This window comes from Myxococcus sp. NMCA1, assembly GCF_026810205.1.
Classification (GTDB): Bacteria; Myxococcota; Myxococcia; order Myxococcales; family Myxococcaceae; genus Myxococcus; species Myxococcus xanthus_A.
Genome location: NZ_CP113950.1, coordinates 8,386,704 through 8,409,186 on the forward strand (window position 1 = coordinate 8,386,704; position 22,483 = coordinate 8,409,186).

Consider the following 22,483-nt stretch of genomic DNA (forward strand, 5'->3'; position numbering starts at 1 on the left):
GGACGTATGAAGACGTGGCTTCTGCTGGCCTGCGCCGGAGTCGTCACCGGCTGCTACGACCCCGCCAGCTTCGTGTATGGCGAATCCCTGGACGGGCTCACGCTCCAGTTCCACAGCCCGGACGTCGGCATCTACCCGGACCAGTCCGTGCTGGACGACCCGAACAATCCGTTCCGAAGCAGCACGCCCGGCACGGAGACGAAGTGGGACATCGAATCCCGCGCCGGCAACGTGGCCGCGTTCTATTCGTGGGCCACGTTGCTGGCCCGCGAGCCGGGCGGCGAGGCCCAGTTCTACGTGGGCAACAACCTGCTCGCCATCTACCAGAACGGTGAGGCGCGTCAGGAGGACCTGCCGCAGGTGCGGCTCCAGGCCATCCGCGCGTACCAGACGATGCTCGATTCCTTCCCGGACGCGGTGACGTACGACGCCACGGGCACCTACGCCTACGACCTGGCGACGCCCGCGTACAAGGGCATCGTGGAGATGGGGGGCGCGGTGCAAGGCGGTTGGGTGCTGATGAGCACGGCTGGCGGCGGAGACCGGGCGGTGCGGCCATGAGGCGCGCGGGCTTCGCGGTGCTCCTGCTCGTGGCGAGCTGCCGTCCCGACCCGGGCGTGCCGGACTACACGGACCAGGGCTACAACCGGCCCGACGCGGGCGGGGGACCCAACGACGAGGCGCTCCCGGGCCCCTACCCCTATGTGGAGGGCCAGCGGCGCCTGGGCGTGGGCTTCTACGAGGGGGGCCGCTCCCAGGACATCCCGGTGGACAACACCACCGTGCACATCTACCTCTACGAGGGCACCCTCTCCCTGGAGCCGTCCACCACGCGCATCGAGGGCCGACAGGCCGACCTGGTGGTGCACGCGGGCAAGACGTGGCTGGGCTTCGGCGTGCACTGGAGCACGCCGCGCAACCTGGATGGATGGACGACGCTGCACGTGAGCCTCAACTCGGCCGACCCGGGCTTCGCCAACGTGTCCATTGGCATGAACGACGACCAGAGCGTCCAGCTCCCTGCGTCACGATACGGTTACGCGAATGACGGGCAGTGGCACCACCTGGCCATTCCGCTGGCGGACTTCGTCGCGGGTGGGTTGCAGCTCAACGCGGTGCAGGCGCCGTTTGTCTTCATCGCCGGCGCGGGTCCGGCCGCGGACACGCTCCTGCTCGACAACGTGTATTTCACCGCGGACTGAGCCCGTCCCTCCGTGGAGCCCGGCCCTCTTCGGGGGCCGGGTTTCACGGAGATGTCATGTTGGGGTGGTATCCACGGGTTTTCAACCTGGAGGATACTCATGCAGCTCCGCAGTCTTGCTCTCGCTTGTCTTGCCGCATTCACGTCGCCCGGCTGCTCCGACACGTTCCCCGAGCCGGTGGTCGAAACAGGCGTCGTCACCGCCGAGGCAACGGCGCCCACCCGCATCTACGCGTCCGAAGGCGCGCTCAAGCTGAGCTTCGAGACGCTCGGCACCTTCGAGGAGCGGGATGGGGAGCGCGCGCTCGTCCTGCGCGCCACCGCGAACCGATACCTGCAGCACGTGTTCAGCTTCGTCCCGGACGACGCCTTCGGCACGGCGGCCATCATCAGCGAGCGCCGCTTCGAGGTCGTCCTGAAGGAGGGGCACGAGCTGAACACCGTACTCTCTGGCCTGCCGCTCTTCATCACCGTCAATACCTTCACGGGCACGCCGAACCAGTACACCGCGCGCATCGTGGTGGCCCCGCGCTTCTATGACTTCCGCGGCGCCAGCGGCATCTACGTGGAGACGGAGGTCAACCCCGTCTACGTGCGCAATGGGGACGACGTCCTCGTCTACCGGGGGCACGTCAGCGCGGCGGCGAACTCGCTCCTGGTGACAGCGCCCGACGGGACCCCGACGGTCACCCGAGTGAGCGCGGACCAGTTCCTGCTCGACTGGCAGTACCCGGCCGTCTACCAGGCCATCGACCCGCATACCGTGCCGCTCACCTTCAACGCCGCGCTCACCGGCGGCAGTACGGCGCAGAAGACAGCCCGGCTGGTCGCGCGCGTCACCGAACTGGCGCTCACGTCTGGCGACGCCTACGAGGTCTGGCCCAGCCAGCCCTGCCTGCCTTCGGTGCACGCGTGCGTTTCGTCGCGCCCGCAGGGCACGCAGGACTTCTCCGAGTGTGGCACCTACCGGCAGGTGTCCCGCTGCATGTACGCGGGCGTCTGTGAGGGGGGAGCGACCTCGCCCCTGGCGCTCACGGCCATTGACGCCTCGGTCCTGGAGCCGGAGCGCCTCCAGTGGAACTCCACGTCCACGGGCATGAGCTGGCACCACCTGGAGCCCGTGGACGCGTACAGCATCCCGGAGTGCCCCACCGAGCCCAAGACGATTCAGTCCGTCATGGCGAAGCTCACCGCGCTGAACCCCCAGCTGCCGTACCCGGACACGGGCAGCTTCGTCGATCGCAGCGAATTGTGGCAGGTGCTGTTCTTCAATCCCTGGCGGGACGGAGACCAGCTGCTGGCCGCGGTGGATGCCTTTGCCGGCGGCGGCGAAGTGCAGGCATGGATTTCGACGTACGAAGTGCCCTGCCACAACTGCCACGACAACGAGGCCTGGGCAGTGCTGTTCTATCCAGACAGCGGCAAGGTGCTCGTCTTCAAGGGCAACCACGGCTACGACTCCTGAGGAGCACGTCCACTTTCCGCCAGGACTTCAATTTGAACTCCTGGCGGAAAGATGGACTCTCCTTGCGTTGAGTTGCAGACATCACCTGACTTCCCCGAAACTCCCGCGCCAGCTGTCTCTCATCACCTTCCAGCGTGGGAACTCATGCGCATGAATCGCCTTGGACTGGCGTGTGTCTCGATGTGCCTTGTCTTGTCGGGCTGTGCCGACGGCGGGCCTGATGTCATCAACGAACCCAAAGACAATCCAGCGCCACTGGGGCCCAACGGTACCCCAGGCGAAGGTGGAGGCTGGACTGGGCAACCCACTGGCGAAGACGAGACACCCCGCGAAGTTGACGATACCGACTCGGACGACGTGGTCATCACCCACACCGAGCGCTTCTACACGTCCGTGGGCGTCGCGGTCCGGAGCAAGGACCTGTCCGCCAATCCTCCCGAGCTCCTCGTCCGTACCCGGACCGGCTTCACGCGCTATACCGGCGCGCCCTCCTCGGAGGGCTACCGCTTTTCCGGTGTGCCCCAGGGGGAGTACTACCTGAAGACGGGCCACTTCTACGTCGTCTCCGACGAGCGGCGCATGGAGATTGGCCGGAACTTCCTGGGACGTCAGGACGCCGTCCCAACCCCTCACTTCACCACGCCCCTGTACCTGAACCTCACGAACCTCGCCCCCTGGCAGCATGGAGACGGGCTCGCCAATGGCAGCCGGCTGCAGCTCGTCTCCGGTCAGGTCGACCTCACGGCGGACGTGGCCATCTACGACTTTGTCACCGAGGGCCAGACGCAGCTGAATGCGTATGATGTGTCTGCCTACGGCATCTCGGGCAACTTCCCCGTATTCGAGGCGGCGAAGGGGGACCGGCTGTACGTGAATCAACTCACGAACGTCTTCGGAGACCTTCTTCCGACGGGTGAACGCCTGGCCGCATCCGCCGTCATCCGCAGCACGCAGCTGCCTGCCTTCAACTTCACCGCGGATGGAGTGACGCCGCTCGTCCTCATCGGGGCCCTGCAGGACGTCCCCATGTCGGATGTCTCCTTCGAGTGGCGCCTGGGCAACTACGCCTCACTCACCACGGAAGTCCACCCCGCCGCCACGCCGCGCTTGCCGTCATTCTCCATCGAGCCTTCGGCCCACGGCCCTCAGGCGGGCTGGGTCGGCTACTCGGGAGAGCTTTTCAACTTCATGCTCCCCGCGGGCGCCTCGTACACGCTCGCGGACCGATTGCCGTATGGAAACCCCTACCCGTCGTCGTGGCGCCCGGTGGGCACAGTGACTTATTCGTACCGCATCCTGGAGACCCTGCCGGGAACCACTAGCACCACGCGCTCCGTCGGTGGCTCGGTCCTGACGTCGGACTACCTGGAAAACCTGGTGGCGAGCCCCATCGTGCCCGCGCTGACGCCGCCGCGCGGCCTGGCCATCGACGGCATTCCCGCGACGTCCCAGCGCGTGGTGGGCAGCACCAGCCCCATCATCACCTGGCAGCCGCCCGCGAATGGCGCGCCCACCGCCTATCGGGTGAACCTCCAGCGCTACACCACCACCAGCACAGTGACCCAAACCCTCTTCTACCTGCCGGGCACCGCCACCGAGGTACGGCTCCCCGTGGGAACGCTGGCGCCCGACGCCATCTACACGGTGCGAGTCACGGCCATGGACGGCCCCCAGCAGGAGGTGACGCGAGAGCCCTTCACCATCTTCGAGAAGCTCCCCCTCCACATGGCGGACACGGTCAGCTCTTTCTTCACCACGCCGTGAGCCACAGCCCCCGTCCCTAGCGGCGCCTCCGCTGCTGGGGACGGGCGGGCTTCGTCTTCGCCTCCGGAGGCAGCGCCTCCAACCAGGCCCGCACCGCTTCGGCCTGGAGCGTCCGGCCCGCGGCCGTGAAGCGCTCACGCGCCTTCGCCGCCTCGGTCCTCGCTTCCGCGCCCTGCCCTTCCTTCCACAGCGCCCGCGCGAGCGCGAAGCCCGACTCCCCCAGCGAGTCCTCCTGCGCGTCCGTGAAGGCCACCGCCTTGCGCAGTGGAACCAGGGCCTCGCGCGTGCGCCCCAGTCCCAGCAGGGCCTGCCCCACGCCATCGTAGGAGTACTGGAGGTCCTCGTCGTCGGGCTCCAACTGGGCGCGCTTCACCGCCAGCGCCGCCTCGTAGACCTTCAGCGCGTCTTCATTGCGCCCCAGCGCGAGCAGGCTCATGCCCTCTTCGTCGAGCGCCTCAGCCAGCTTCAGGTGACTGTCGCCCAGCAACTCACGGTGCAGCGCCACGGAGGCCCGGGCATGCGCCAAGGCCCGCGCGAACTCCCGCTGCTCACGCAGCGCCATGGACAAGCCCTGGTGACGCCGGGCCACGTCCAGGTGCCGAGGCCCCACCGCCGCCTCCGTCTGGCGCAGCGCCTCCTCCATCACCCGCGCGGCCTCCGGGAAGGCCCCCACCTCCAGCAGCACCCGCCCCAGTGAGAACGTCACCCGCGCACGCTTCGGATGACCCGGCACCAGCGCGTCCGCCAGCACGTCGTTGGCCTCCTCCAGCAACGCCCGGGCGTCTGCTGTCTGTCCGCGCATCAACGCGAGGTTGGCTTCGTTCACCAACAGGTCGCCTTGCAGCACCGCGTCCCCGCCCAGCCGCTGGAGGGTCGCCTTGCCCAGACGTGCCCATTGCGAGGCGTGCTCGAAGCGCTCGCGCTCCCCCTCCACATAGAGCAACTTGTTGAGAATGGAGACCTCCAGCCGGTCCGTCCGTCCCGACGTGGCGTCATAGACGGCCTGCTCCAGCAGCCCCGCGCCCTTCTCCTTCTCCCCCAGCACGGCCTGGAGCCACCCCTGGTGGAAGCGCAGCTCCGCCGTCAGCGGCGCGTACCGCGCGGCCAGCACCCGCGACTCCACCGCGTTCGCCGCCGCCAGCGCCTGGGGATAGCGGCTGGTGTCCACCAGCGCCTTCACCTCCGACAACGCGCCTTCCAATGACTCCAGCTCCGCGCGCATGGCCGGGTCCGCGGGCCGGGGCTGCTGGCTCGCCAGGGCCTCCACGTCCGCGCAGTCCTCGGGCGAGGGCAGCGCATACGCCGCGTCCAGCGCCTTCTCCACGCCCGCCTTGTCCACCTGGGCCAGAGCGCCCACCAGCGCGCGCAAGTCCTTGTGCCGCCGCTCCAGACACACCACGCGCTGGGTGAACAGCGCCTCCGGCTGCACCTCGTGCAGGCGCGTGGCCTCGCACGCGTCGGTGCGCTGCCGCGCCCAACGGCTGGCATAGGCATCCAACACCTGCCCCACCCGGCCCGCCATGTCCCCCGCCAGCGGGCTGCCCGTGGCCGCGAAGGCCGAGGACAGCCGCTGCCTCGCCGCGGGCCCCCAGCTGTCCCCCAATAACCCCTCCGCGCCCGCGCAGACGTTGGACTGGAACCACAGCCCGCCTCCCACCGCGCCCACCAGCGCCGCCGTGGCCACGGCCATGCCTCCCGCCTTGCGGGCCCGTGCGCGTTGCTGCTCTTGCGACAGCGCCTCCAGCAGCGCCCCCATGGAGGTGAAGCGCGCCTCCGGCGCCAGCGACAACCCTCGCATCACCGCGCGCCGCACCCAGGCGGGGACGCGGGCGTCGCTCGGCGGCTCGTGGATGGGCGAGGGCTCCCGCCCGGCTCGCTCCAGCGGCGCCGTCACCTTCGCGGGTGCGGACCGCAGCGCCTTCGCGGCCCGCGAGAGCTCGTCAGGGTCAAAAGGACGCTGGTTGTAGAGCGCCCGGTACAGCGCCGCGCAGAAGCTGAACTGGTCCGAGCGCGCGTCCAGGGACTCGCCGCGAAACTGTTCGGGGGACATGAACGGCGGCGTGCCCAGGACGACGCCCGTTTCGGTGAGCGGGTCATGCAGCGGGCGCGACGTCTCCGAGGCGGCGCGCACGCGCGCCAGCGTGGGCTGTTCGTCCAGGGGCAGGTTGTCCACGGGGCGCGCCAGGCCGAAGTCGGTGACGCAGACGCGGCCGTCACGCCCCACCAGCACGTTGGCGGGCTTGAAGTCGCGGTGCACCAGCCCGGCCGCGTGCGCGGCCTCCAACCCTCGTCCCGCTTGCAGGTACTTCTCCAGCACCTCGCGCTAGGAACGGGGCTTCTCCCGTCGCCAGTCCGCCAGCGTGCCACCGGCCACCAACTCCATGGTGAAGAAGACCTGCGCGTCCCAGGTGCCCACCTCGTAGATGGGAATGACATTGGGATGGGAGACACGCGCCATGGCCTGCGCCTCGCGCAGCAGCCGGGCACGCCCGCCCTCCTCGTCCGCGGAGCGGGCCTCCACGCTCAACAACTTGAGCGCCACCTTGCGGTCCAGGTCCGGGTCATAGGCCGCGAACACCGCGCCCATGCCGCCCTGCCCCAGCAGCTTCAACGGAATGAAACGCCCCACCCGCTGGCCCAGCGGGCTCCGCGAGCGCCAATCCCCAGCCGCGTCGCGCGCGGAGGGAGGCTCCGCCGTATGCGGCACGCTGCGCGGCACCGCCCCCTGCTCATCCGCTGACACGACCTGCGTGGACAGCTCTGGCGAATCATCAGCACCCGAGCCCCGGTCATCGGTGTTGGCCATGGCGCAAGTGTACCGGGAAGCGAGCGACCTCCTGCGCCCATGAAGGATTCACGCGCAACAACACACACATGCCGCCGATAATGCGAACAGGCGAAGGAAGTCCGGGAGGGTCCGCCATGACCAAGACTGTCACCACCGTGTTCAACTCAGCGCGTCAGGCCCTGTCCACCCCCTTCCAGCCGGCTGTGTTGAAGGACGTCCGGCCGCCCATGGAGGCCCCGCTCGCCAAGCCAGTGAGCAGCCCGACCCCCGCGGCGCCCCGCCCGGAGCGGGACTCCTTCCAGGACACGAAGCCCGCGCCCAAGGGCGTGCCGCGGCTGTCGGTGCCGGACAGCACGGGGACCAGCGAACTCCCCTACCTGCGGGACCTGGCACCCGAGAATGAAGCGGCGCAGGCCCAGGCCGACAAGGGCTGGGCGCCCACCGCATCCGTCATCGCGCAGCGCTCCGACACGGGCTGCGGCGAGGCGACGCTGGCCTTCCTGAGCCGGGCGAGCCGCAGCGTGACGAAGGGCAACCTGTGCGAGAAGCAGGAGCGGGAGTCCGTCCGCGAGCGCGCGTCGCAGGTCAGCGGCGCCCGGTCCGTCCACGCCCCGGTGGACGTCAACCTGGATGATGGCGCCACGCCCACGGAGATGGCGACCGCGCTAGGGGGCCTGGGCATCGAAGTCACCGACGGCTTCGCCGACTTCGACGCGGCGGCGACGAGCAAGGTGATGAAGGCCGGTCAGTTCGGCCTGGCGCTGGTGGACTCCAATGCCATCCTCAATGGCGCGCTCGCGCCCGAGCAGCGGCGCAACGGGCCGGGCCAGCTCCACTGGGTCACCCTCGACGGCGTCAACAGCAACGGGACGGCCGACACGTCGGACGACTTGTTCCGCGTGAAGGACCCCGTCAATGGCGAGTACTGGGTGGCCGCCAGGGACTTGGAGCGCGCCGTCCAGGCCGGCAAGGAGCACCACGGCAGCGGCGGCATCTTCGCGTTGGAGAACCGCACGGACGTGGGCGAACAGAGGGAGCGTGACACCCTGGCCCAGCTCAACCGTGAGCGCACCGCGTCCTTCGCGGACAAGAACGGCGTGGGCAGCAAGCGCCTCAGCCTGGGCGAGTCGAGCTGAGGCGCGCGCCCGGAACCTGTCTCAGTAGGTGTAATAGACAGGCGGCGTGGTGCTGGTGAAGAAGTTGTAATATGTGGCCACGTAGTTGGGGCGGTTGCCTACCTCACCCGGCAGCGGGCCACCCTTCGTCCCGTAGGCCACCAGCGTCGCGCCGCCGTCCGTCTGGTCCAGCGCGCAGGAGCTCACATGGTTCGTTCCGTACATGACGACGATGTCATGCGAGCGGACCATGCCGAGCGTCGCCGGGTCGATGTGGTTCACCTGACAGCGATTCATCGAGCTGCCACTGGGCGTGGGCTTGTACGAGAAGGCCGTGGCCACGCCGTAGCTGTTGGCCAGGAGCGCGAGGTACGGGGTGTTGTAGGACCTTCCCAGCGTCACGCTGCCCGCGCCATGGGCGCACGTGCTGGACGCCGCCCGCGTCACGACGATGTCCAGGCTCGGAGGCATGGAGCCGGGCACCGGCACGGAGGAGATGGTGTACGTGCAGCCCTGCGTGGTGCCGATGACCAGCGCGGCCTCCTGCTGCGCCAGCGCCTTCTGCTCGGGGGCCTCCTCGGGGGCGCCACAAGCGGCCAGGGACACGGCGGCACAACACCAGACGGTGGACTTGAAGACTTGCATGTCGGGACTCCGGTACGGAGAGGATGGGGACTCATCCCCACCTCTCCAAAAGCTGACAGAGTCCTTGTCCAGCATTCAACTGGAGCAAACTGCAACACAACTGCATTGCAACTTGGCAACATCAATCCCTGGCGCCATCACGACCCTGGGTCCCGCGCTACCGAGCGCGCAATGACTCAGTAAGCGTAGAAGACAGGCGCCGTGGTGGTGGTGAAGAAGTCGTAGTAGGTGGCGACGTAGTTGCTGCCGCTGCCCGTCTCACCGTAGATGCGGCCATTCTTCGTACCGAAGACGACCAGCGTCGCGCCGCCATCCGTCTGGTCCAGGTTGCAGCTGTAGATGTTGCCCGACCCCAGCCACACCGCGACGCCCGAGCTGCGCACCACCGCCAGGGTCTCCGGGTCAATCTGCCGCACGCTGCAGGAGGTGGGCGAGCTGCCGCTGGGCGAGTACTTGCCCGTGTACGTCACGGCCAGGCCGTAGCTGTTCGCCAGGAGCGCGCGGGCGGGAAAGGCATAGGAGCCCGTGTCCAGCGTCACGCTCGCCGCCGGCCAGGGGCACGTGCTGGAGGCCGCGCGCGACAGCGACACGCTGTACCGCGGCGGAACGGTGCCGGGGACCGAATCGGCGGTGATGGAGTACGTACAGCCCTGCGTGGTGCCAGTGGTCAGCGCGGCTTCCTGCTGCGCCAGCCCGGTCTGCTCCGGAGACTCCTCGGGGGCGCTACAGGCGGCGAATGACGCAGCGGCACAAAGCCAGACAGCGGACTTGATGAATCGCATGCGGGGACTCCCTTGTTGAAAGAGGGATGGGGATTCAACCCCATCCCTCCAAAACCCGACAGAAATTCTGTCTGTCATTCAACGGGAGCAAATCGCAACGCAGCCGCATTGCAATTTGGCGGCGCTATTCCTTCTCGATGTCCCGGTCCCAGAGCTGGACGCGGGTGTCTTCGTCCGTCAGGCGCCGGGTGAGCTCCGCGGCGATGGCGACGGAGCGGTGCTTGCCCCCGGTGCAGCCCAGGGCCACGGTGAGGTACGCCTTCCCCTCCTTCTGGTAGCGGGGGAAGAGGAAGCGGCAGAGGTCCACGACCTTCTCGAGGAACTGCTGCGTCTCCTCACGCTCCAGCACGTAGGCCGCCACCTTCGGCACCTTGCCCGTGAGCCCCTTCAGCTCCGGGACGAAGTACGGATTGGGCAGGAAGCGCACGTCCAGGACGAGGTCCGCCTGGGGCGGCACGCCGTAGCGGTAACCGAACGACATGATGGACAGGCTGGGGCCCGCGGCGGGCTCCGGGCTGAAGCGCGCCTGCACCATGCGCTTCAAGTCATGCACGTTCAGCGTGGACGAGTCGATGACCTGGTCGGCCAGCTCGCGCAAGTCACGCAGCGCCTGGCGCTCCGCCTTGATGCCCTCGGCGACGGTGCCGTTGGGCGCCAGCGGGTGGCGGCGGCGCGTCTCGCTGAAGCGGCGGATGAGGCTGTCGTCGCTGGAGTCCAGGAAGAGCACTTCCACCTGGTGCCCGGCGCGGCGGACCTCGGCGAGGATGCGGGGCGCGTCCTTGAGGAAGACGCCTTCGCGGACGTCCACCACCAGCGCCATGCGCTCGAAGTGGCCGCCCCCCGCCAGCTCCGTGAGCTTGGGCAAGAGCAGCACCGGCAGGTTGTCGATGCAGAAGAAGCCCGAATCCTCCAACGCGCGGATGGCGGTGGACTTACCGGACCCGGACATGCCGGTGATGATGACGATTTGTTTCGCGGGGGCGGTCACTCGACCTCTTCTCCCAGGGTGCGGCGCATCGCCCCTTCGGCGATGGCCCGATTGAGTCGCTCGGCGAACTCTCTCGCCGAGTGGTGGCCCTGTAGCTTTAGCAACTGATTACGCGCGGCGACCTCGATGATGGTCGCCATGTTGCGGCCCGGACGAACAGGCACCACCGACAGGGGGATGTCCACCCCCACAATCTGGAGATGCCGGTCCTCCACGCCCAGCCGGTCGTACTCCTGGTGGGGGTCCCACTCCTGGAGCTCGATGACCAGCTCGATTTTCTTCTGTTCGCGGATGGCGGCCACACCGAACAGGTCCTTGATGTTGATGATGCCCAGGCCGCGAATCTCCATGTGGTGCTTGATGACCGGGTTGCCAGCGCCGTAGACGGCCCCCTTGCGGCGGGTGACGTCCACGATGTCGTCCGCCACCAGGCGGTGGGCCCGCATCACCAGGTCCAGGGCAATCTCGCTCTTGCCGATGCCGCTCTTGCCCAGCAGCAAGATGCCCACGCCGAACACGTCCATCAACACCCCGTGCAGGCTGCTGGACTCGGTGAGGGCCTCTTCCAGGAAGGTCTGCACTCGCATGATGAACTCGCTGGAGAGCAGCGGCGTCGTCATCAGCGCCAGGCCCGCGCCTTCACACGCGGAGATGAGGGCCTGGGGAATGTCCAGGTCCTTGGTCACCACCACGCACGCCAGCTCCTCCTCGCCGAAGAGCTGCGCCAGCGACTCGCGCTGCCGCTCTTCCGGCAGCGTGGCCAGGTACGAAATCTCCGTGTTCCCGAACACCTGGACGCGGTGCGGATGCAGGTGCTCGGTGAAGCCCGCAAGCGCCAGCCCCGGCTTCTGGATGCGCGAGGACACCACGATGCGCGACAGCCCGCCGCCGCCGGCAACGAGATTGAGCCGCAAGTCGTAGTCGCGGTCCTCGAGGAGCTGGGAGATGCGGATGGATTTCATCGTCAGGGCGTGGATATCACCGGTGGGGCCCTTTGAGGGGGACAGCGTTCCTTGGGCCCTCAACGAGAGGGGCCCAGGTAGGAGACCCGGGGCCCGGCCGCCCCACCGGGAGGCAAAATGCGGCTTCCGACAGGCAACGGAAGGCCACGGAAGCCATTCCGTGGGGCTCCGGCCGCTGGTAAGCCGGAAATCATGTCCGACTGTCTCTTCTGCAAGATTCGCGACGGGCTCATCCCCGCCAAGGTGGTCTACCGCGACGACGTGTGCGTGGCCTTCGAGGACATCAATCCCCAGGCCCCCACCCACGTGCTCTTCATCCCCCACAAGCACATCCCCACCGTGAACGACATCACGGCGGAGGACCGCGAGCTGGTGGGCCACCTCTTCACCGCGGCCGCCAAGGTGGCCCAGGAGCGCGGGCACGCGGACCCGAGCGACGGCTACCGGGTGGTGATGAACACCCACGTGCACGCCGGCCAGACGGTCTTCCACATCCACCTGCACCTGCTGGCCGGGCGCCCGCTGGGCTGGCCGCCGGGCTAGTTCCGCGCGCCCCTGCCCGAGGCCGGTGTTAGCCTCGGGCACCGCGATGCCCTTCTCATCGGAATCGTCTCCCGGGAACCGGCGAGCCTACACACTGCTGTCACTGCTGCTCGCGGGCGTGGCGGGCCTGGTGAATACCACGGGCTTCGTGGCGCTGGGCCTGCACACGTCGCACATGTCCGGAAGCATGGCCACGCTGGGAGAGTCCCTTGCCTCGGGCAACGTGGCCCTGGCCTGGCTGGCCGCGCAGCTCCTGCTGTCCTTCGTGGTGGGCGCCGTGTCCGCGTCGGTGCTGCTGGAGGCCTCGCGCGAGCGCCCCCGGGGCCGCCACTCCTCCGCGCTGCTGCTGGAGGCGCTCACGCTGGGCGGCATCGGCGTCTGGCTGTCGTACCACCCCAGTCCACACGAGCCGACGCTCATGTGGGGCCTGGCCTATGCCATGGGGCTCCAGAACGCGCTCGTCACCCGCGTCTCCGGCGCCGTGGTGCGCACCACGCACGTCACCGGCATCCTCACCGACATCGGCATCCAGGTGGTGCGGCTGGGTTCCTGGCTGCGCGAGGGAACGCGGGGCCAGGGCTTGCCGGGCCTGCGACGCCGCCTATGGGCGCTGCCCACCGCTGTTGAATTCGAGCGGACGCGGCTGCACCTGGGGCTCGGTTCCGCCTTCCTGGGCGGCTGCACGCTGGGGCCGCTGCTCTTCGCCCGGCTCGGCGCGGCCACCCTGGCGATTCCCTGCGGGGTGCTGGTGGTGCTGGTGGCGCTCGACCTGAGCGCCGTCGCCGACTCCGGCCCCCAGGCGATGCCGCGCGCCTGAGTCACTCCGTCCCGGGCTGGGCGGACGCGGGGCCGGGCGGGCCGGAGGACGCCTCCACGTCCTTGACGCTCGCCGAGGGCCTGCCGCGGCGGAGCACGTGCAGCACGCTGCTCTTCTCGTCCGTCCACGTGAAGTCGGGGTCCTCCCGCAGGCCCAGCCGGCGCACGCGCGCGGAGGCCCGGGTGAAGGTGGGGCCCCAGGAGAACTCGCGGTCCGCGCTCAGCACCATCCAGTTACTGCGCAGCGCGTCCCCTTGCGTCTCGTTGACCACCAGCGCCGCGTGCAACCCCAGGGCCCGCGCGTGAGCCAGCGTCAGCGGCACCAGGTCCAGGTGGACGTTGCTGATGTGCAGCGCCAGCACGCCATGGGGCGCCAGGTGCGCGCGGTAGAGCGCCACCGCCTCCTGGGTGAGCAGGTGCACCGGCACCGCGTCCGAGGAGAAGGTGTCCAGCGCGAGCACGTCGAAGCCCTGCGCGCCGCCCGCCTCCAGCTCCCGCTCCAGGGAGATGCGCGCGTCCCCCTCCACGAGCTCCACCTTCGCCGGCGTGTCTCCCAGATAAGAGAAGTAGCCGCCCTCGCCTTGCGCCAGCGCGATGACCGCGGGGTCGATTTCGTAGAAGCGCCCGGTGTCCTCCGCTTCGAGCAACGCGGCGCTGGTGCCCACGCCCAGTCCCAGCACGCCCACGCGCAGTCCCGCGGGCAGCCCAACGGCTTCGCGCAGCCGGCGCTGCTCGGCGATGGCCAGTCCCAGGCCCGCCTCCGGCGTGTAATACGTCGTGGGCACACTCCTGCGCTCGGGCGTCACGTACTGGAGCCCGTGGGTGATGGCGCCATGCAGGAGCGTGAAGCGGTGGTCCTCCGGCGAGCCCACGCCCTGCTCCATCACCCGCACCACGCCGAAGAAGTTGCGTGAGGCGAAGCGCGCGCGGCCCTGCTCGCGGGCCATGGTGTACGTCAGGTGTCCGGCCACCAGGAGCAGCATGGCGCCGCGCAGGACGCGCTGCAGCCGCTGCGTCCGCGTCGTTTCGCCCTCCTGTTTCGCCATGCCCACCAGCGCGACGACGCAGCACGCGCCCAGCGACAGGGGATACTCCCAGTAGGCGCTGAAGACGGCGGGGGCCAGCACGCTGATGAGCAGCCCGCCCAGCACGCCGCCCGCGGACACCCACAGGTAGAAGGCGCTGAGGTGGCGCGGCGGAGGACGCAGCCGGTACAGCTCGCCGTGGCACACCATGCCGCCCGCGAAGAGGGCCACTGAGTACGCGGCCAGTTGGAGCGCGAGCGACGACTGCGGCCCCTGCGTCTGCGCGTGCGCCACCCCTGCGCCCGAGGCGATGAGCAGCACCGCGTAGACGGTGCGCGAATAGAAGGACTCGCGGGAGAAGGCGAGGATGAAGGTCAGCAGGTAGACGGCCAGGGGCAGCACCCAGAGGAAGGGGCCGGCCGCCACGTCCTGGGAGAGCTGGTTCGTCGTCGCCAGCAGCAGCACCGACGCGCAGGTACTCAGGCCGAGCCACGTCATCGTGGCGCGCATGGTGGGGCGTGCCACCTCGGCACCGGCCTCCGCCCCGGGGCCGTCCGTCAGCGGCGTGGCCGTCACGGGCGCGGCCGTGGCGACGGGCGCAGTGTCCGGCTGCTTCATCACGTCCAGCGCGCACACCGCGCAGGCCACGGCGAAGAAGATGAAGCCCACGCCCCAGCCCCACGCCTGGGCGCCGCGCCCCACCCACGGCTCCACCAGGAAGGGATAGCCGAGCAGCGCCAGCAGCGAGCCCGCGTTGGACAGCGCATACAGCGGATAGGGCGAGCGGCCCGGCCGCGCGCGGGCGAACCACGACTGGAGCAGCGGGCCGGTGGTGCTCAGCACGAAGAAAGGCAGGCCGATGGTCACCGCCAGCATCGCCAACAGCCGGGGCACGGCCAGCGCGGTGCCCTCCGGACGCCATTCAGGCCCGGGCGCCACCGGCGAGCCCGCCAGCAACGCGCGAGCGCCCAGCAGCAGCACCGCCACCACCAGAAGGCCCAGGTGGACGCGGGCCTGCGTGCGAGGTGCCAGCCGCGAGGCGAGCCCGTGCGCGTACGCGTAGCCCCCCAGCAACACTGCCTGGAAGAACAACATGCACGCCGTCCACACGCCGGGCGTTCCGCCGTACCACGGCAATGAATAGCGCCCCACCAGGGGTTGCACGCCGAACAGGAGGAACGCACTGGCGAAGATGGCGATGGCGTAGCGGGACATGTTGGCGGTCCAGGCTTTCCCGCCCGGCACGTCCGGTCAACTGCCCGGCGTCCGGGGGGCGAAGAAGGTTCAGCGCGAGGGGGCTCGGGGCGCGAAGAGCCGGGCGCCGGACGGAGCCAGCGCGGTTTCCATGGGCAGCCCGTAGAGCGTTTCCAGGGAGGAACGCTCCAGCACCGCGTTCGCCGGCCCCTGCGCGAGCACCTGGCCGTCCCGGAGGAGCAGCACATGGGTGGCGAAGGCGGCGGCGAGGTTCACGTCGTGCAGCACCGCCACCGCGCCCAGCCCCGCGTCCACGCGCGCGCGCACGCGGTCGAGCGAGCCCACTTGATGGGCCACGTCCAGGAAGGCGGTGGGCTCATCCAGCAGCAACAACTCGGGCTGCTGCACCAGTCCTCGCGCCAGCATCAACATCCGGCGCTCGCCTCCAGAGAGTGCCTCCGCGGGCCGCTCGGCCAGGTGCGCGATGCCGAGCTCCGTCATCACCTCCCGCGCGAGCGCCACGTCGCCCGCGGACGGCAGGCCCCAGAGGCCCAGGTGAGGACTGCGGCCCATCAACACCAGCTCCAGGCCGCTGAAGCCCTCCGTGGATTCGAAGGTCTGCGGCACCCACGCCACCTTGCGGGCGAGCGCTCGGGGCGCCCAGGCGGCGCGCTCGCGGCCCAGCAGGCGCACCTCTCCGCGCGTCCAGGGCCCCATGCCCAGCACCGCGCGCAGCAGCGTGCTCTTGCCCGTCCCGTTGGGGCCGAGCACCGCCCACAGCTCACCGGGCCGGACCTCGCACGCCACACCATGCAAGATGGGACGAGGACCGTAGCCCGCGACCAGCGCCCGGGTGACGAGCAAGGGCTCCACGGGACTAGTACAGCTCCTTCTGCTTCTGCAGCAGGTAGCGCTTCATCGCCCGGACCTTGCGCAGCGCTTCCGGGTTGTCGCTGCTGCCCGCGGCATCCACCTCGCTCTTCACCTCGGCGTACCGCGTGCACCAGAGGCCGAGCACCACGCACGAGTGCTCCGCGTTGAGCTGGTTGAAGAGCGCGTTCGTCTCGCGCCACTCCCTCTCCAGCACGGTGAGCTGACGGGCGCGAGCGGAGCGAATCTTGCGGACCGGCGCCGCGCGCTTCGTGGGAGCCTCGGTGTCCTTCTGCTGCGTGTCCAGCGGCGCGAGGAAGGAGTCATCGAGCGCGTCTCTGCCTTCCGTGGCACCAGCGGGCGGAGCGGGGGTCCCAGGCGTGGCACCGGCGGGCGGCGCGGCGTTGGGCGTGGGCGTGGAGGCTCCCGGAGCCTGCGCTGCGTTCCCCTCGGGAGGCGGGCCGTTCTCGTTGGCAGCCTTGCCCGCCTGCGCTTCGTCGGGAGCGGAGGGACGCAGGGGCTGCGCGGGCGGCGGCCCCTCGGGCTCCTTCGGCATGAACTGGCGCAGCACCTGGGCGCGGAGCTCCGGGGGGCCCAGGAAGAAGGCTCCGACCACGGCCACACTGACGAACAGCAACACCAGCACGAGCACCAGCGGGCCCTTGCGGCGACGCTCGGGGCGCTCGGGCATCGTCGTGCGGCGGGTGTCCTCCTTCGCGATGCGCTCGGCCGAGCGCGTCTCCGGGCGGACGGGCATCGTCGTGCGCCGCGTCTCCTCGTTGGGCGTGAGGGAGACGCGGACATCGTCGTCGCTCTCGTCCTCTTCTTCCTCCGTCACGACGGGGGCAGGCGCGGTGGGACGCACAGCGGAGACGGAACCTGTCCTGCGCGCGGTGCTGGCCGGTGCCATCCCCGGCGAAGACGGCCGGGCCCGCCGAGACCTGGGCCGGGAGACGCCGGACCGCTCCTCGTCCTCGGAGCCATTCACGTCATTGAAGAGGCCCGCGTCCAGCACCACGCGCGGATGCGTGTCGTCATGACGGGTGACGCGAGGGTCCGTGTCGGCGTGATGCGCGACGCGGGGCTGGGTGTCGTCGTGGCGCTCGGTTCGCGACGGGCGGTGGATGCGCGGATGCGTGTCGACGTCGGCGATGCTCGCCGCGGATTCCTCGTGCCCCACATCCTCGGTGGAGAGCACGGGCAGCTCCGACGAAGCGCCTTCATGTGACTGCGCGTCAGTCGAAGAAAGGCCGGCCTCGGCGTCGTCCTCGGGGGAGAGGGCCTGCCCGCCGTGAGCGGGGGTGGTGTCCACGGCGGGCTCATCCACCACGGGCGCGGAGCGGGAAGCCGTCGCTCCCGATGCAGGCGCGGCGGGAATGGCTCGCGAGGGCGTTGCCCCCCTCGGAGGTTGAGGTGCCCCCAGCGAAGACATGCCCCGCGAGGGCGTCATGCCAGCCTGGGCGGGCGACACCGCGGCCATCACCGCCGAAGCCGTCCGAGCAGGTGCGGAACCCGATGATGTCGATGCGGGTACGCTCGCCGAGGACAGGGTCCGCGCTGGCGTTCCGGTCTGAGAACCCACAGCGGGCATGCCCGCCGACGACATCGAGCGCGGCGGCGCAACGTGCTCCGCCCCCACGGCCGGCATCCCCGCCGAGGACATCGTGCGCGGTGGCGTCCCGTCCTCCGAGGACATGTCCACGGAAGACGCCGAGTCTGAAGCGTCCTCGTCCTGCGCATCCAACGCAGCCACTTCCACGGAGGAAATGGCGCGAGACGAAGTCCCCGCCTGCGCGCCCACAGCGGGCATGCCCGCCGACGACAGGGAGCGTGAAGCCGCGGCCTCATCCGGCGAGCCCACCGCGGACGTCGCGCGAGCCGGCGTCGAGCCCGGCGGAGGCGGCTGGACGGCCGCCATCACCACCGAAGCCGTTCGAGGCATCGGGCCAGAAGGATGCGGCTCGCTGAATACCGCCTCGTCCTCCCGCGACGACAGCTCCTCGACCGGCGCCGCACTCCCAAACGCGCCCTCCCGCGCCGAGGCGGAGTCCTCGTCGTCGGACAGCGAGGGTTCATCGTCCTCGTATCCGGCAGCCCCCTCCGAGACCTCAACGGCAGGCATCGACTCCAGCGCCGACGTGCGAGGCAACGACGCGGGAGCAGGCACGTTGACCGCGGGCATCACCACCACGCCGGTGCGAGGCAGCACCGCTGCGGACACGTGAGGCTCGGCCCCTGGCGGCGGAGGTCGCGAGTTCACCGTGCCCTGCGACCCACGCGGCGGCACCGCGGGCGTGGGCGCGCCCACCAAGGCAATCACGCTCGGGCTCGCCTCGGACGCCCTGCCCCGGAGCGACTCGGCCTTCGCATCCGTCGACTCCACCTGGACGGACGCGTCCTCGGGAGAAGACGGCCCGCCCAGGCTCGGCATCGCCAGCTCGGTCGGCCGCATGTGCGACGGAAGCAGCGCACGCGCGGCGGCCACTCCCGGCGGCACCGCCTCGGGCGGCATCGACGTCATCTGGACCTCGCGCGTCATCGCGGGCGCGCGAGGAATCGGAGCAGACGAAGGACTCACCCCGCCGCCGCGAACGAAGGCCTCGGGCCCCACCTCCACCGAGGGCGCCGTGTCCTGGCGCACGCCCCGCGCCCGAGCCTCTTCCTCCAGCGCCTCGATGGGGAACGCGGGCCGGGTGGACTCGTCCATCGGAACACCCGGGCGCGTCTCACCGTCCGTCACCGGACCACCGCCCTCGCGGCTGCGGGGCGTGGGGAAGAACGACAGCGGCTCCACCGGGCCATCCAGGCGGATGGTCTTCGCCGGCAGCATCGCGTGCGTCATCTTCGGCGCCAGCGGATCATCCGGCATCGAGGCCAGCGCACGGACCTCTTCCGTGGACAGGCGCGGCACGTCCTTGAGGCTCGCCAGGAGACGCCGCTCGGACTGGAAGTCCGCCGAGAACAGCTCGCGCATGAAGCGGCTGACGCTCTCCGGGCCCGCGCTCGAATCAATCTCCATCAGGCAGGCCTGGAGCCGCCCGCGGAACTCCTCCGCCGTCTGGAAGCGCTGCGACGGCTCCACCGCCAGCGCCTTGGCCACCAGCGCCGTCACCGCGGGCGGCGTGAGCGGCTCCACCTGGTCCAGCGGCGCGATTCGCGGGTTCGCCACCAGGGACATGAGCTCACCCGGGTGGATGCCGTCGAACGGGTTCTTCCCGCAGATGAGTTCGTAGAGGCAAAGCCCCACCGCGTACAGGTCGCTGCGGCGGTCCACCGGCTGGTGCCGCGCCTGCTCCGGCGACATGTAGAGGAACTTGCCCAGGATGATGCTGGGGTTCGTCTTCGCGGCCGACAGCCGGCTCTTGGCGAGCCCGAAGTCGATGACCTTCACCTCCCCTTCGTAGGAGATGAGGATGTTCTGCGGCGAGATGTCCCGGTGGACGAGCTTCAGGTCCTCCCCGTCGTCGTCCTTCTTGCGGTGCGCATAGGCCAGCGCGTCCAGCACCCGGCCCATGGTGTAGAGGATGAATGTGACAGGCAGCGGCATCTGCCTGTCCCGCACGCGCGCGGCCACCTTGCGCAGGTCCTTGCCGTCCACGTGCTCGAGCGCCATGTAGGCCTCGTCCTCGTGGAGGCCCATGTCCAGCACCTGGGCGATGGAGCCGTGACTCAGGCGGACCAGGGTGCGGGCCTCGCCCACGAAGCGCTCGACGAAGTCCGTGTCCGCGGCCAGCTGCGGGAGGATTTTCTTGATGACGCAGAGCTTCTCGAACCCCTGCGCCCCCTCCAACCGCGCGAGGTAGATCTCTCCCATGCCCCCCGTCGCCAGATGGGACAGGAGCGTGTACCGGCCAAAGGGCTGGGGCCGGAAGGGTCTCAACCGGGCGGGTTGGGTTGACGAGTTCATGCGGTGCGGGGGTTCACCACGACGGGGTCCGTATTGAACCCTTTCCCGGTACGTCCCAGCAACCCGTCAACCGGACGCGGCCCCCTCAGCGGAAGCCGGGATTGGTCAACTGGCCTACATCCTCTTCCAGCACCTCGAAGGCCGCTACCTTGTCCTTCGGGGGGCGGATGAGGCGCTCGCCCAGCGGCTGGACGTCGAAGCGTGCCCCCACGGTGGCCAGGACCTTGCCGGTGATGAGCACCTGGCCCGGGCTGGCGGTACCGGCAAGCCACCCCGCAATCCCGACGCCGTCCCCCACCACGGTGTAGTCCGGGCGCACCTCGGTGCCGATCATCCCCACCAGGGCCCGGGTGCTGTGCAGGGCGATTCGCAGCTCGCAGCGCTCGTCCAGGGGCCGGCGCGCCATGGACCGCTCCCACTCGGAGCGCAGCGCCAGGGCTGCCCGGACGGCCCGGATCGAATCCTCGCCCTTCACGTAGGGAACGCCGAAGAGGGCGCGCAGGGATTCGCCCCGGAAGCCCTCCACGGTGGCCTCGAAGCTGAAGACGATGCCGCTCATCCGCGCGTGGAAGTCGTTGAGCATCTGCGTGGCGCGCGCGGCGCCGATGCGCATGGACAACACGGAGAAGCCCACGAGCTCCGCGTGCAGGATGGTGAGGTTGCGCTCCTCCAGGCCGGGCAGCTTGCCGCCCTGCTTCTGGGCCTCGGCGGCGCGGCGCTCGGCCACGTCCGGCGGGTGGAAGCGCTCCAGGTTGCGCCGCAGCCTGTCCGCCGCGGGACTGCCCTCGCGCGGGGAGAACTTCTGCACGCCGGTGGCCACCAGGTGCGCCACCGCGGTGCAGGTATCCAGCATCGACTCCACGCTGGCGTCACCCTTGGCCGACAGGTTGACGTAGAGCACCCCCGCGTAGGGCGGCTCGGTGCCGATGGGGATGCACAGCACCCGGTCCACGCCGTAAAGGATGACGCTCTCCCGGCCCGCGAAGCGGCGGTCATCGCGCACGTCGCCCACGGCGAGCGCGCGGCCCTGACGCAGGGCCTCCTCCACAATGGCATCCGAGACGGGCACCTCGCCCTTGGCCAGCCGGCCGCGGTGGCGCACGGCGGCGGGCACCATGGCGCCCGTGGCGTGCTTGAGCAGCACCACCGCCGTGGTCGCGTCGGTGACCTCCAGCAGCCGGTCCATGGTGGAGTCCAGGAACGACGACAGCGTCGTGGCCGACGAGAGCGCCTCCGCGGTGCGGAACAACAGCACCAGCGTCTCCTGCCCCACGCGTGGGCTCGCGGCGGGCAGCGGCGCGGACGCGGAGAAGCTGTCGTCGAAGGAGACCGGGCCCACGTTGTCCAGGAGCCGCAGCACGTCCGCGTCGCGCACGTTCTTCGCCAGCAGGACGGAGGGGCCCACGTCCTGGCCGTGGCCGAAGCGCACGACGCCACCCGCGCCCAGGTCCACCATCTCCGTGGCCGCGTTCTCCACGGTGTTGGGCTGGCGCACGGAGAGGACGTTCTCGCCCAGCGCCACCGAGTCTCCGGCGGCGAGCTGCCGAGAGCCCTGCAAGGGCGCGCCGTTGATGCGGCTGCCGTTGCGACTGCCCAGGTCTTCGATTCGCAGCACGTCACCGTCGACGTACAGCCTCGCATGCCGGCGTGAGACGAGATCGCCGCCCAGGACGATATCGTTCTCGTCCGCGCGGCCGAGGCTCGTCACGCCCTCAGGCAGATCGTACGACGTGTCGAAGTAGCCGGGCCCGTTGATGATGATCTGCCACATCGAATGCCCGACATTACACGACTCTCCCGCCTGTTGAGAGAAGGAGACACTGACTCAGTGCGGGTATTCGGTAACCCGGCGCCAGGACGCATCTCTTCGCACCGCGTCATTTCACCTGCGGTACGGATGCCCGAACAATTGATCAGCGGGGCCGGTGGATGAACAGGGAAGCGCCCTGTCTCACCACGGGGAAGGCCGCGAGCGGTCGAGTCGCCGGGCCATTCAGAACCTGCCCCTCCTGGGTGAAGCGGGAGCCATGACAGGGGCATTCCATGACGCCGTCGGCCGGCACCCAGTCCACGGCGCAATCACCGTGCGTGCAGATGCGCCAGAGCGCCGTGTAACAGCCAGGTGACGTGTGGACCACCACCACGTCCAGCAGCGCCTGGGGGATGCGGACCTCCGCGGCGCCGCCGGGGACCTCCAGCGCGGGGTGCTCCACCAGGGAGACTTCCACCCAGCCCTCGCCGGGCGGGCCCGACGGCACCCGCGGCGCACAAGACGGGCCCGGCCCTCCCGCATCGGGAGGGTCGAGCACCACGGCTTCCCGCCACCCGTCACCACACCCCGCCCCGAACGCCGCCAGGGCACAGGTGCCCTTGAGCAGCGTGCCGAGCGCGGCGCGGCGGTCCACTTCCCCTGTCATG

Annotated in this window: 17 protein-coding genes and 1 pseudogene; 7 read left to right on the forward strand and 11 right to left on the reverse strand. The window is 69.8% G+C overall.

Annotation, left to right across the window (positions count from 1 at the left end):
* The first annotated feature begins 6 nt into the window (after window positions 1–6).
* The 4 genes from OZ403_RS34645 (at window position 7) to OZ403_RS34660 (ending at window position 4,430) form a co-directional block, all read left to right on the forward strand.
* Window positions 7–561 (forward strand): hypothetical protein, encoded by a 555-nt coding sequence (locus OZ403_RS34645; protein WP_237079989.1) that lies wholly within the window; start codon window positions 7–9, stop codon window positions 559–561.
* Window positions 558–1,202: a hypothetical protein gene (locus tag OZ403_RS34650; protein ID WP_140800094.1), complete on the forward strand. Its 645-nt coding sequence runs from the start codon at window positions 558–560 to the stop codon at window positions 1,200–1,202. Before OZ403_RS34645 ends, OZ403_RS34650 begins: the two co-directional genes overlap by 4 nt.
* 99 nt (window positions 1,203–1,301) lie before the next feature.
* Window positions 1,302–2,666 carry a hypothetical protein gene (locus OZ403_RS34655; protein WP_268782763.1) on the forward strand — a complete coding sequence of 455 codons (1,365 nt, stop codon included), beginning with the start codon at window positions 1,302–1,304 and terminating at the stop codon, window positions 2,664–2,666.
* Window positions 2,667–3,023: 357 nt separating this feature from the next.
* Entirely contained in the window at window positions 3,024–4,430 is a 1,407-nt protein-coding gene (locus OZ403_RS34660) for a fibronectin type III domain-containing protein (protein WP_140795484.1), read from the forward strand.
* 16 nt (window positions 4,431–4,446) lie between these two features.
* On the opposite strand, the gene OZ403_RS39545 is transcribed toward OZ403_RS34660, so the two are convergent.
* The gene (locus tag OZ403_RS39545; RefSeq protein WP_328285557.1) at window positions 4,447–6,228 is read right to left on the reverse strand and encodes a tetratricopeptide repeat protein; all 1,782 of its coding nucleotides are present in this window, start codon (window positions 6,226–6,228) and stop codon (window positions 4,447–4,449) included.
* Window positions 6,229–6,249: 21 nt separating this feature from the next.
* A pseudogene (locus OZ403_RS34670) lies at window positions 6,250–7,236 on the reverse strand (serine/threonine-protein kinase); the annotation flags it as partial.
* A 116-nt stretch (window positions 7,237–7,352) separates the two neighbouring features.
* On the opposite strand from OZ403_RS34670, the gene OZ403_RS34675 reads away from it, so the two are divergent.
* Complete coding sequence (locus OZ403_RS34675) at window positions 7,353–8,354, forward strand: hypothetical protein (protein ID WP_140857347.1); 1,002 nt, start codon at window positions 7,353–7,355, stop codon at window positions 8,352–8,354.
* Window positions 8,355–8,375: 21 nt separating this feature from the next.
* On the opposite strand, the gene OZ403_RS34680 is transcribed toward OZ403_RS34675, so the two are convergent.
* The 4 genes from OZ403_RS34680 to hprK form a co-directional block, all read right to left on the reverse strand.
* Entirely contained in the window at window positions 8,376–9,053 is a 678-nt protein-coding gene (locus tag OZ403_RS34680) for a hypothetical protein (protein ID WP_328285482.1), read from the reverse strand.
* Between the two features lie 101 nt (window positions 9,054–9,154).
* Window positions 9,155–9,760: a hypothetical protein gene (locus tag OZ403_RS34685; protein WP_268782765.1), complete on the reverse strand. Its 606-nt coding sequence runs from the start codon at window positions 9,758–9,760 to the stop codon at window positions 9,155–9,157.
* 124 nt (window positions 9,761–9,884) lie between these two features.
* Complete coding sequence (rapZ, locus tag OZ403_RS34690) at window positions 9,885–10,709, reverse strand: RNase adapter RapZ (RefSeq protein WP_237078477.1); 825 nt, start codon at window positions 10,707–10,709, stop codon at window positions 9,885–9,887.
* A gap of 35 nt (window positions 10,710–10,744) precedes the next feature.
* Window positions 10,745–11,710 carry an HPr(Ser) kinase/phosphatase gene (hprK, locus tag OZ403_RS34695; protein WP_140795488.1) on the reverse strand — a complete coding sequence of 322 codons (966 nt, stop codon included), beginning with the start codon at window positions 11,708–11,710 and terminating at the stop codon, window positions 10,745–10,747.
* A gap of 192 nt (window positions 11,711–11,902) precedes the next feature.
* On the opposite strand from hprK, the gene OZ403_RS34700 reads away from it, so the two are divergent.
* Complete coding sequence (locus OZ403_RS34700) at window positions 11,903–12,253, forward strand: histidine triad nucleotide-binding protein (RefSeq protein WP_140795489.1); 351 nt, start codon at window positions 11,903–11,905, stop codon at window positions 12,251–12,253.
* Between the two features lie 46 nt (window positions 12,254–12,299).
* Complete coding sequence (locus OZ403_RS34705; protein ID WP_237077718.1) at window positions 12,300–13,070, forward strand: YoaK family protein; 771 nt, start codon at window positions 12,300–12,302, stop codon at window positions 13,068–13,070.
* A gap of 1 nt (window position 13,071) precedes the next feature.
* On the opposite strand, the gene OZ403_RS34710 is transcribed toward OZ403_RS34705, so the two are convergent.
* The 5 genes from OZ403_RS34710 to OZ403_RS34730 all read right to left on the reverse strand — a co-directional run bounded on the left by OZ403_RS34710 (window position 13,072) and on the right by OZ403_RS34730 (window position 22,482).
* Complete coding sequence (locus OZ403_RS34710; protein ID WP_268782766.1) at window positions 13,072–15,309, reverse strand: fused MFS/spermidine synthase; 2,238 nt, start codon at window positions 15,307–15,309, stop codon at window positions 13,072–13,074.
* A gap of 69 nt (window positions 15,310–15,378) precedes the next feature.
* Complete coding sequence (locus OZ403_RS34715; RefSeq protein ID WP_140800101.1) at window positions 15,379–16,161, reverse strand: ABC transporter ATP-binding protein; 783 nt, start codon at window positions 16,159–16,161, stop codon at window positions 15,379–15,381.
* Between the two features lie 4 nt (window positions 16,162–16,165).
* Window positions 16,166–20,065: a serine/threonine-protein kinase gene (locus tag OZ403_RS34720; RefSeq protein ID WP_268782767.1), complete on the reverse strand. Its 3,900-nt coding sequence runs from the start codon at window positions 20,063–20,065 to the stop codon at window positions 16,166–16,168.
* Between the two features lie 85 nt (window positions 20,066–20,150).
* Window positions 20,151–21,836 carry an FHA domain-containing protein gene (locus OZ403_RS34725; RefSeq protein WP_140800103.1) on the reverse strand — a complete coding sequence of 562 codons (1,686 nt, stop codon included), beginning with the start codon at window positions 21,834–21,836 and terminating at the stop codon, window positions 20,151–20,153.
* Between the two features lie 142 nt (window positions 21,837–21,978).
* The gene (locus OZ403_RS34730; protein ID WP_140795495.1) at window positions 21,979–22,482 is read right to left on the reverse strand and encodes a QcrA and Rieske domain-containing protein; all 504 of its coding nucleotides are present in this window, start codon (window positions 22,480–22,482) and stop codon (window positions 21,979–21,981) included.
* Window position 22,483 lies beyond the last annotated feature (1 nt).

Coding starts and splice junctions, on each gene's coding strand:
- OZ403_RS34710 (WP_268782766.1), bottom strand. CDS start 15,309: ATGTCCCGCTACGCCATCGCCATCTTCGCCAGTGCGTTCCTCCTGTTC.
- OZ403_RS34720 (WP_268782767.1), bottom strand. CDS start 20,065: ATGAACTCGTCAACCCAACCCGCCCGGTTGAGACCCTTCCGGCCCCAG.
- OZ403_RS34685 (WP_268782765.1), bottom strand. CDS start 9,760: ATGCGATTCATCAAGTCCGCTGTCTGGCTTTGTGCCGCTGCGTCATTC.
- OZ403_RS34700 (WP_140795489.1), top strand. CDS start 11,903: ATGTCCGACTGTCTCTTCTGCAAGATTCGCGACGGGCTCATCCCCGCC.
- OZ403_RS34680 (WP_328285482.1), bottom strand. CDS start 9,053: ATGCTGGACAAGGACTCTGTCAGCTTTTGGAGAGGTGGGGATGAGTCC.
- OZ403_RS34650 (WP_140800094.1), top strand. CDS start 558: ATGAGGCGCGCGGGCTTCGCGGTGCTCCTGCTCGTGGCGAGCTGCCGT.
- OZ403_RS34675 (WP_140857347.1), top strand. CDS start 7,353: ATGACCAAGACTGTCACCACCGTGTTCAACTCAGCGCGTCAGGCCCTG.
- OZ403_RS34730 (WP_140795495.1), bottom strand. CDS start 22,482: ATGACAGGGGAAGTGGACCGCCGCGCCGCGCTCGGCACGCTGCTCAAG.
- OZ403_RS34725 (WP_140800103.1), bottom strand. CDS start 21,836: ATGTGGCAGATCATCATCAACGGGCCCGGCTACTTCGACACGTCGTAC.
- hprK (WP_140795488.1), bottom strand. CDS start 11,710: ATGAAATCCATCCGCATCTCCCAGCTCCTCGAGGACCGCGACTACGAC.
- OZ403_RS39545 (WP_328285557.1), bottom strand. CDS start 6,228: ATGCGAGGGTTGTCGCTGGCGCCGGAGGCGCGCTTCACCTCCATGGGG.
- OZ403_RS34645 (WP_237079989.1), top strand. CDS start 7: ATGAAGACGTGGCTTCTGCTGGCCTGCGCCGGAGTCGTCACCGGCTGC.
- OZ403_RS34705 (WP_237077718.1), top strand. CDS start 12,300: ATGCCCTTCTCATCGGAATCGTCTCCCGGGAACCGGCGAGCCTACACA.
- rapZ (WP_237078477.1), bottom strand. CDS start 10,709: ATGTCCGGGTCCGGTAAGTCCACCGCCATCCGCGCGTTGGAGGATTCG.
- OZ403_RS34655 (WP_268782763.1), top strand. CDS start 1,302: ATGCAGCTCCGCAGTCTTGCTCTCGCTTGTCTTGCCGCATTCACGTCG.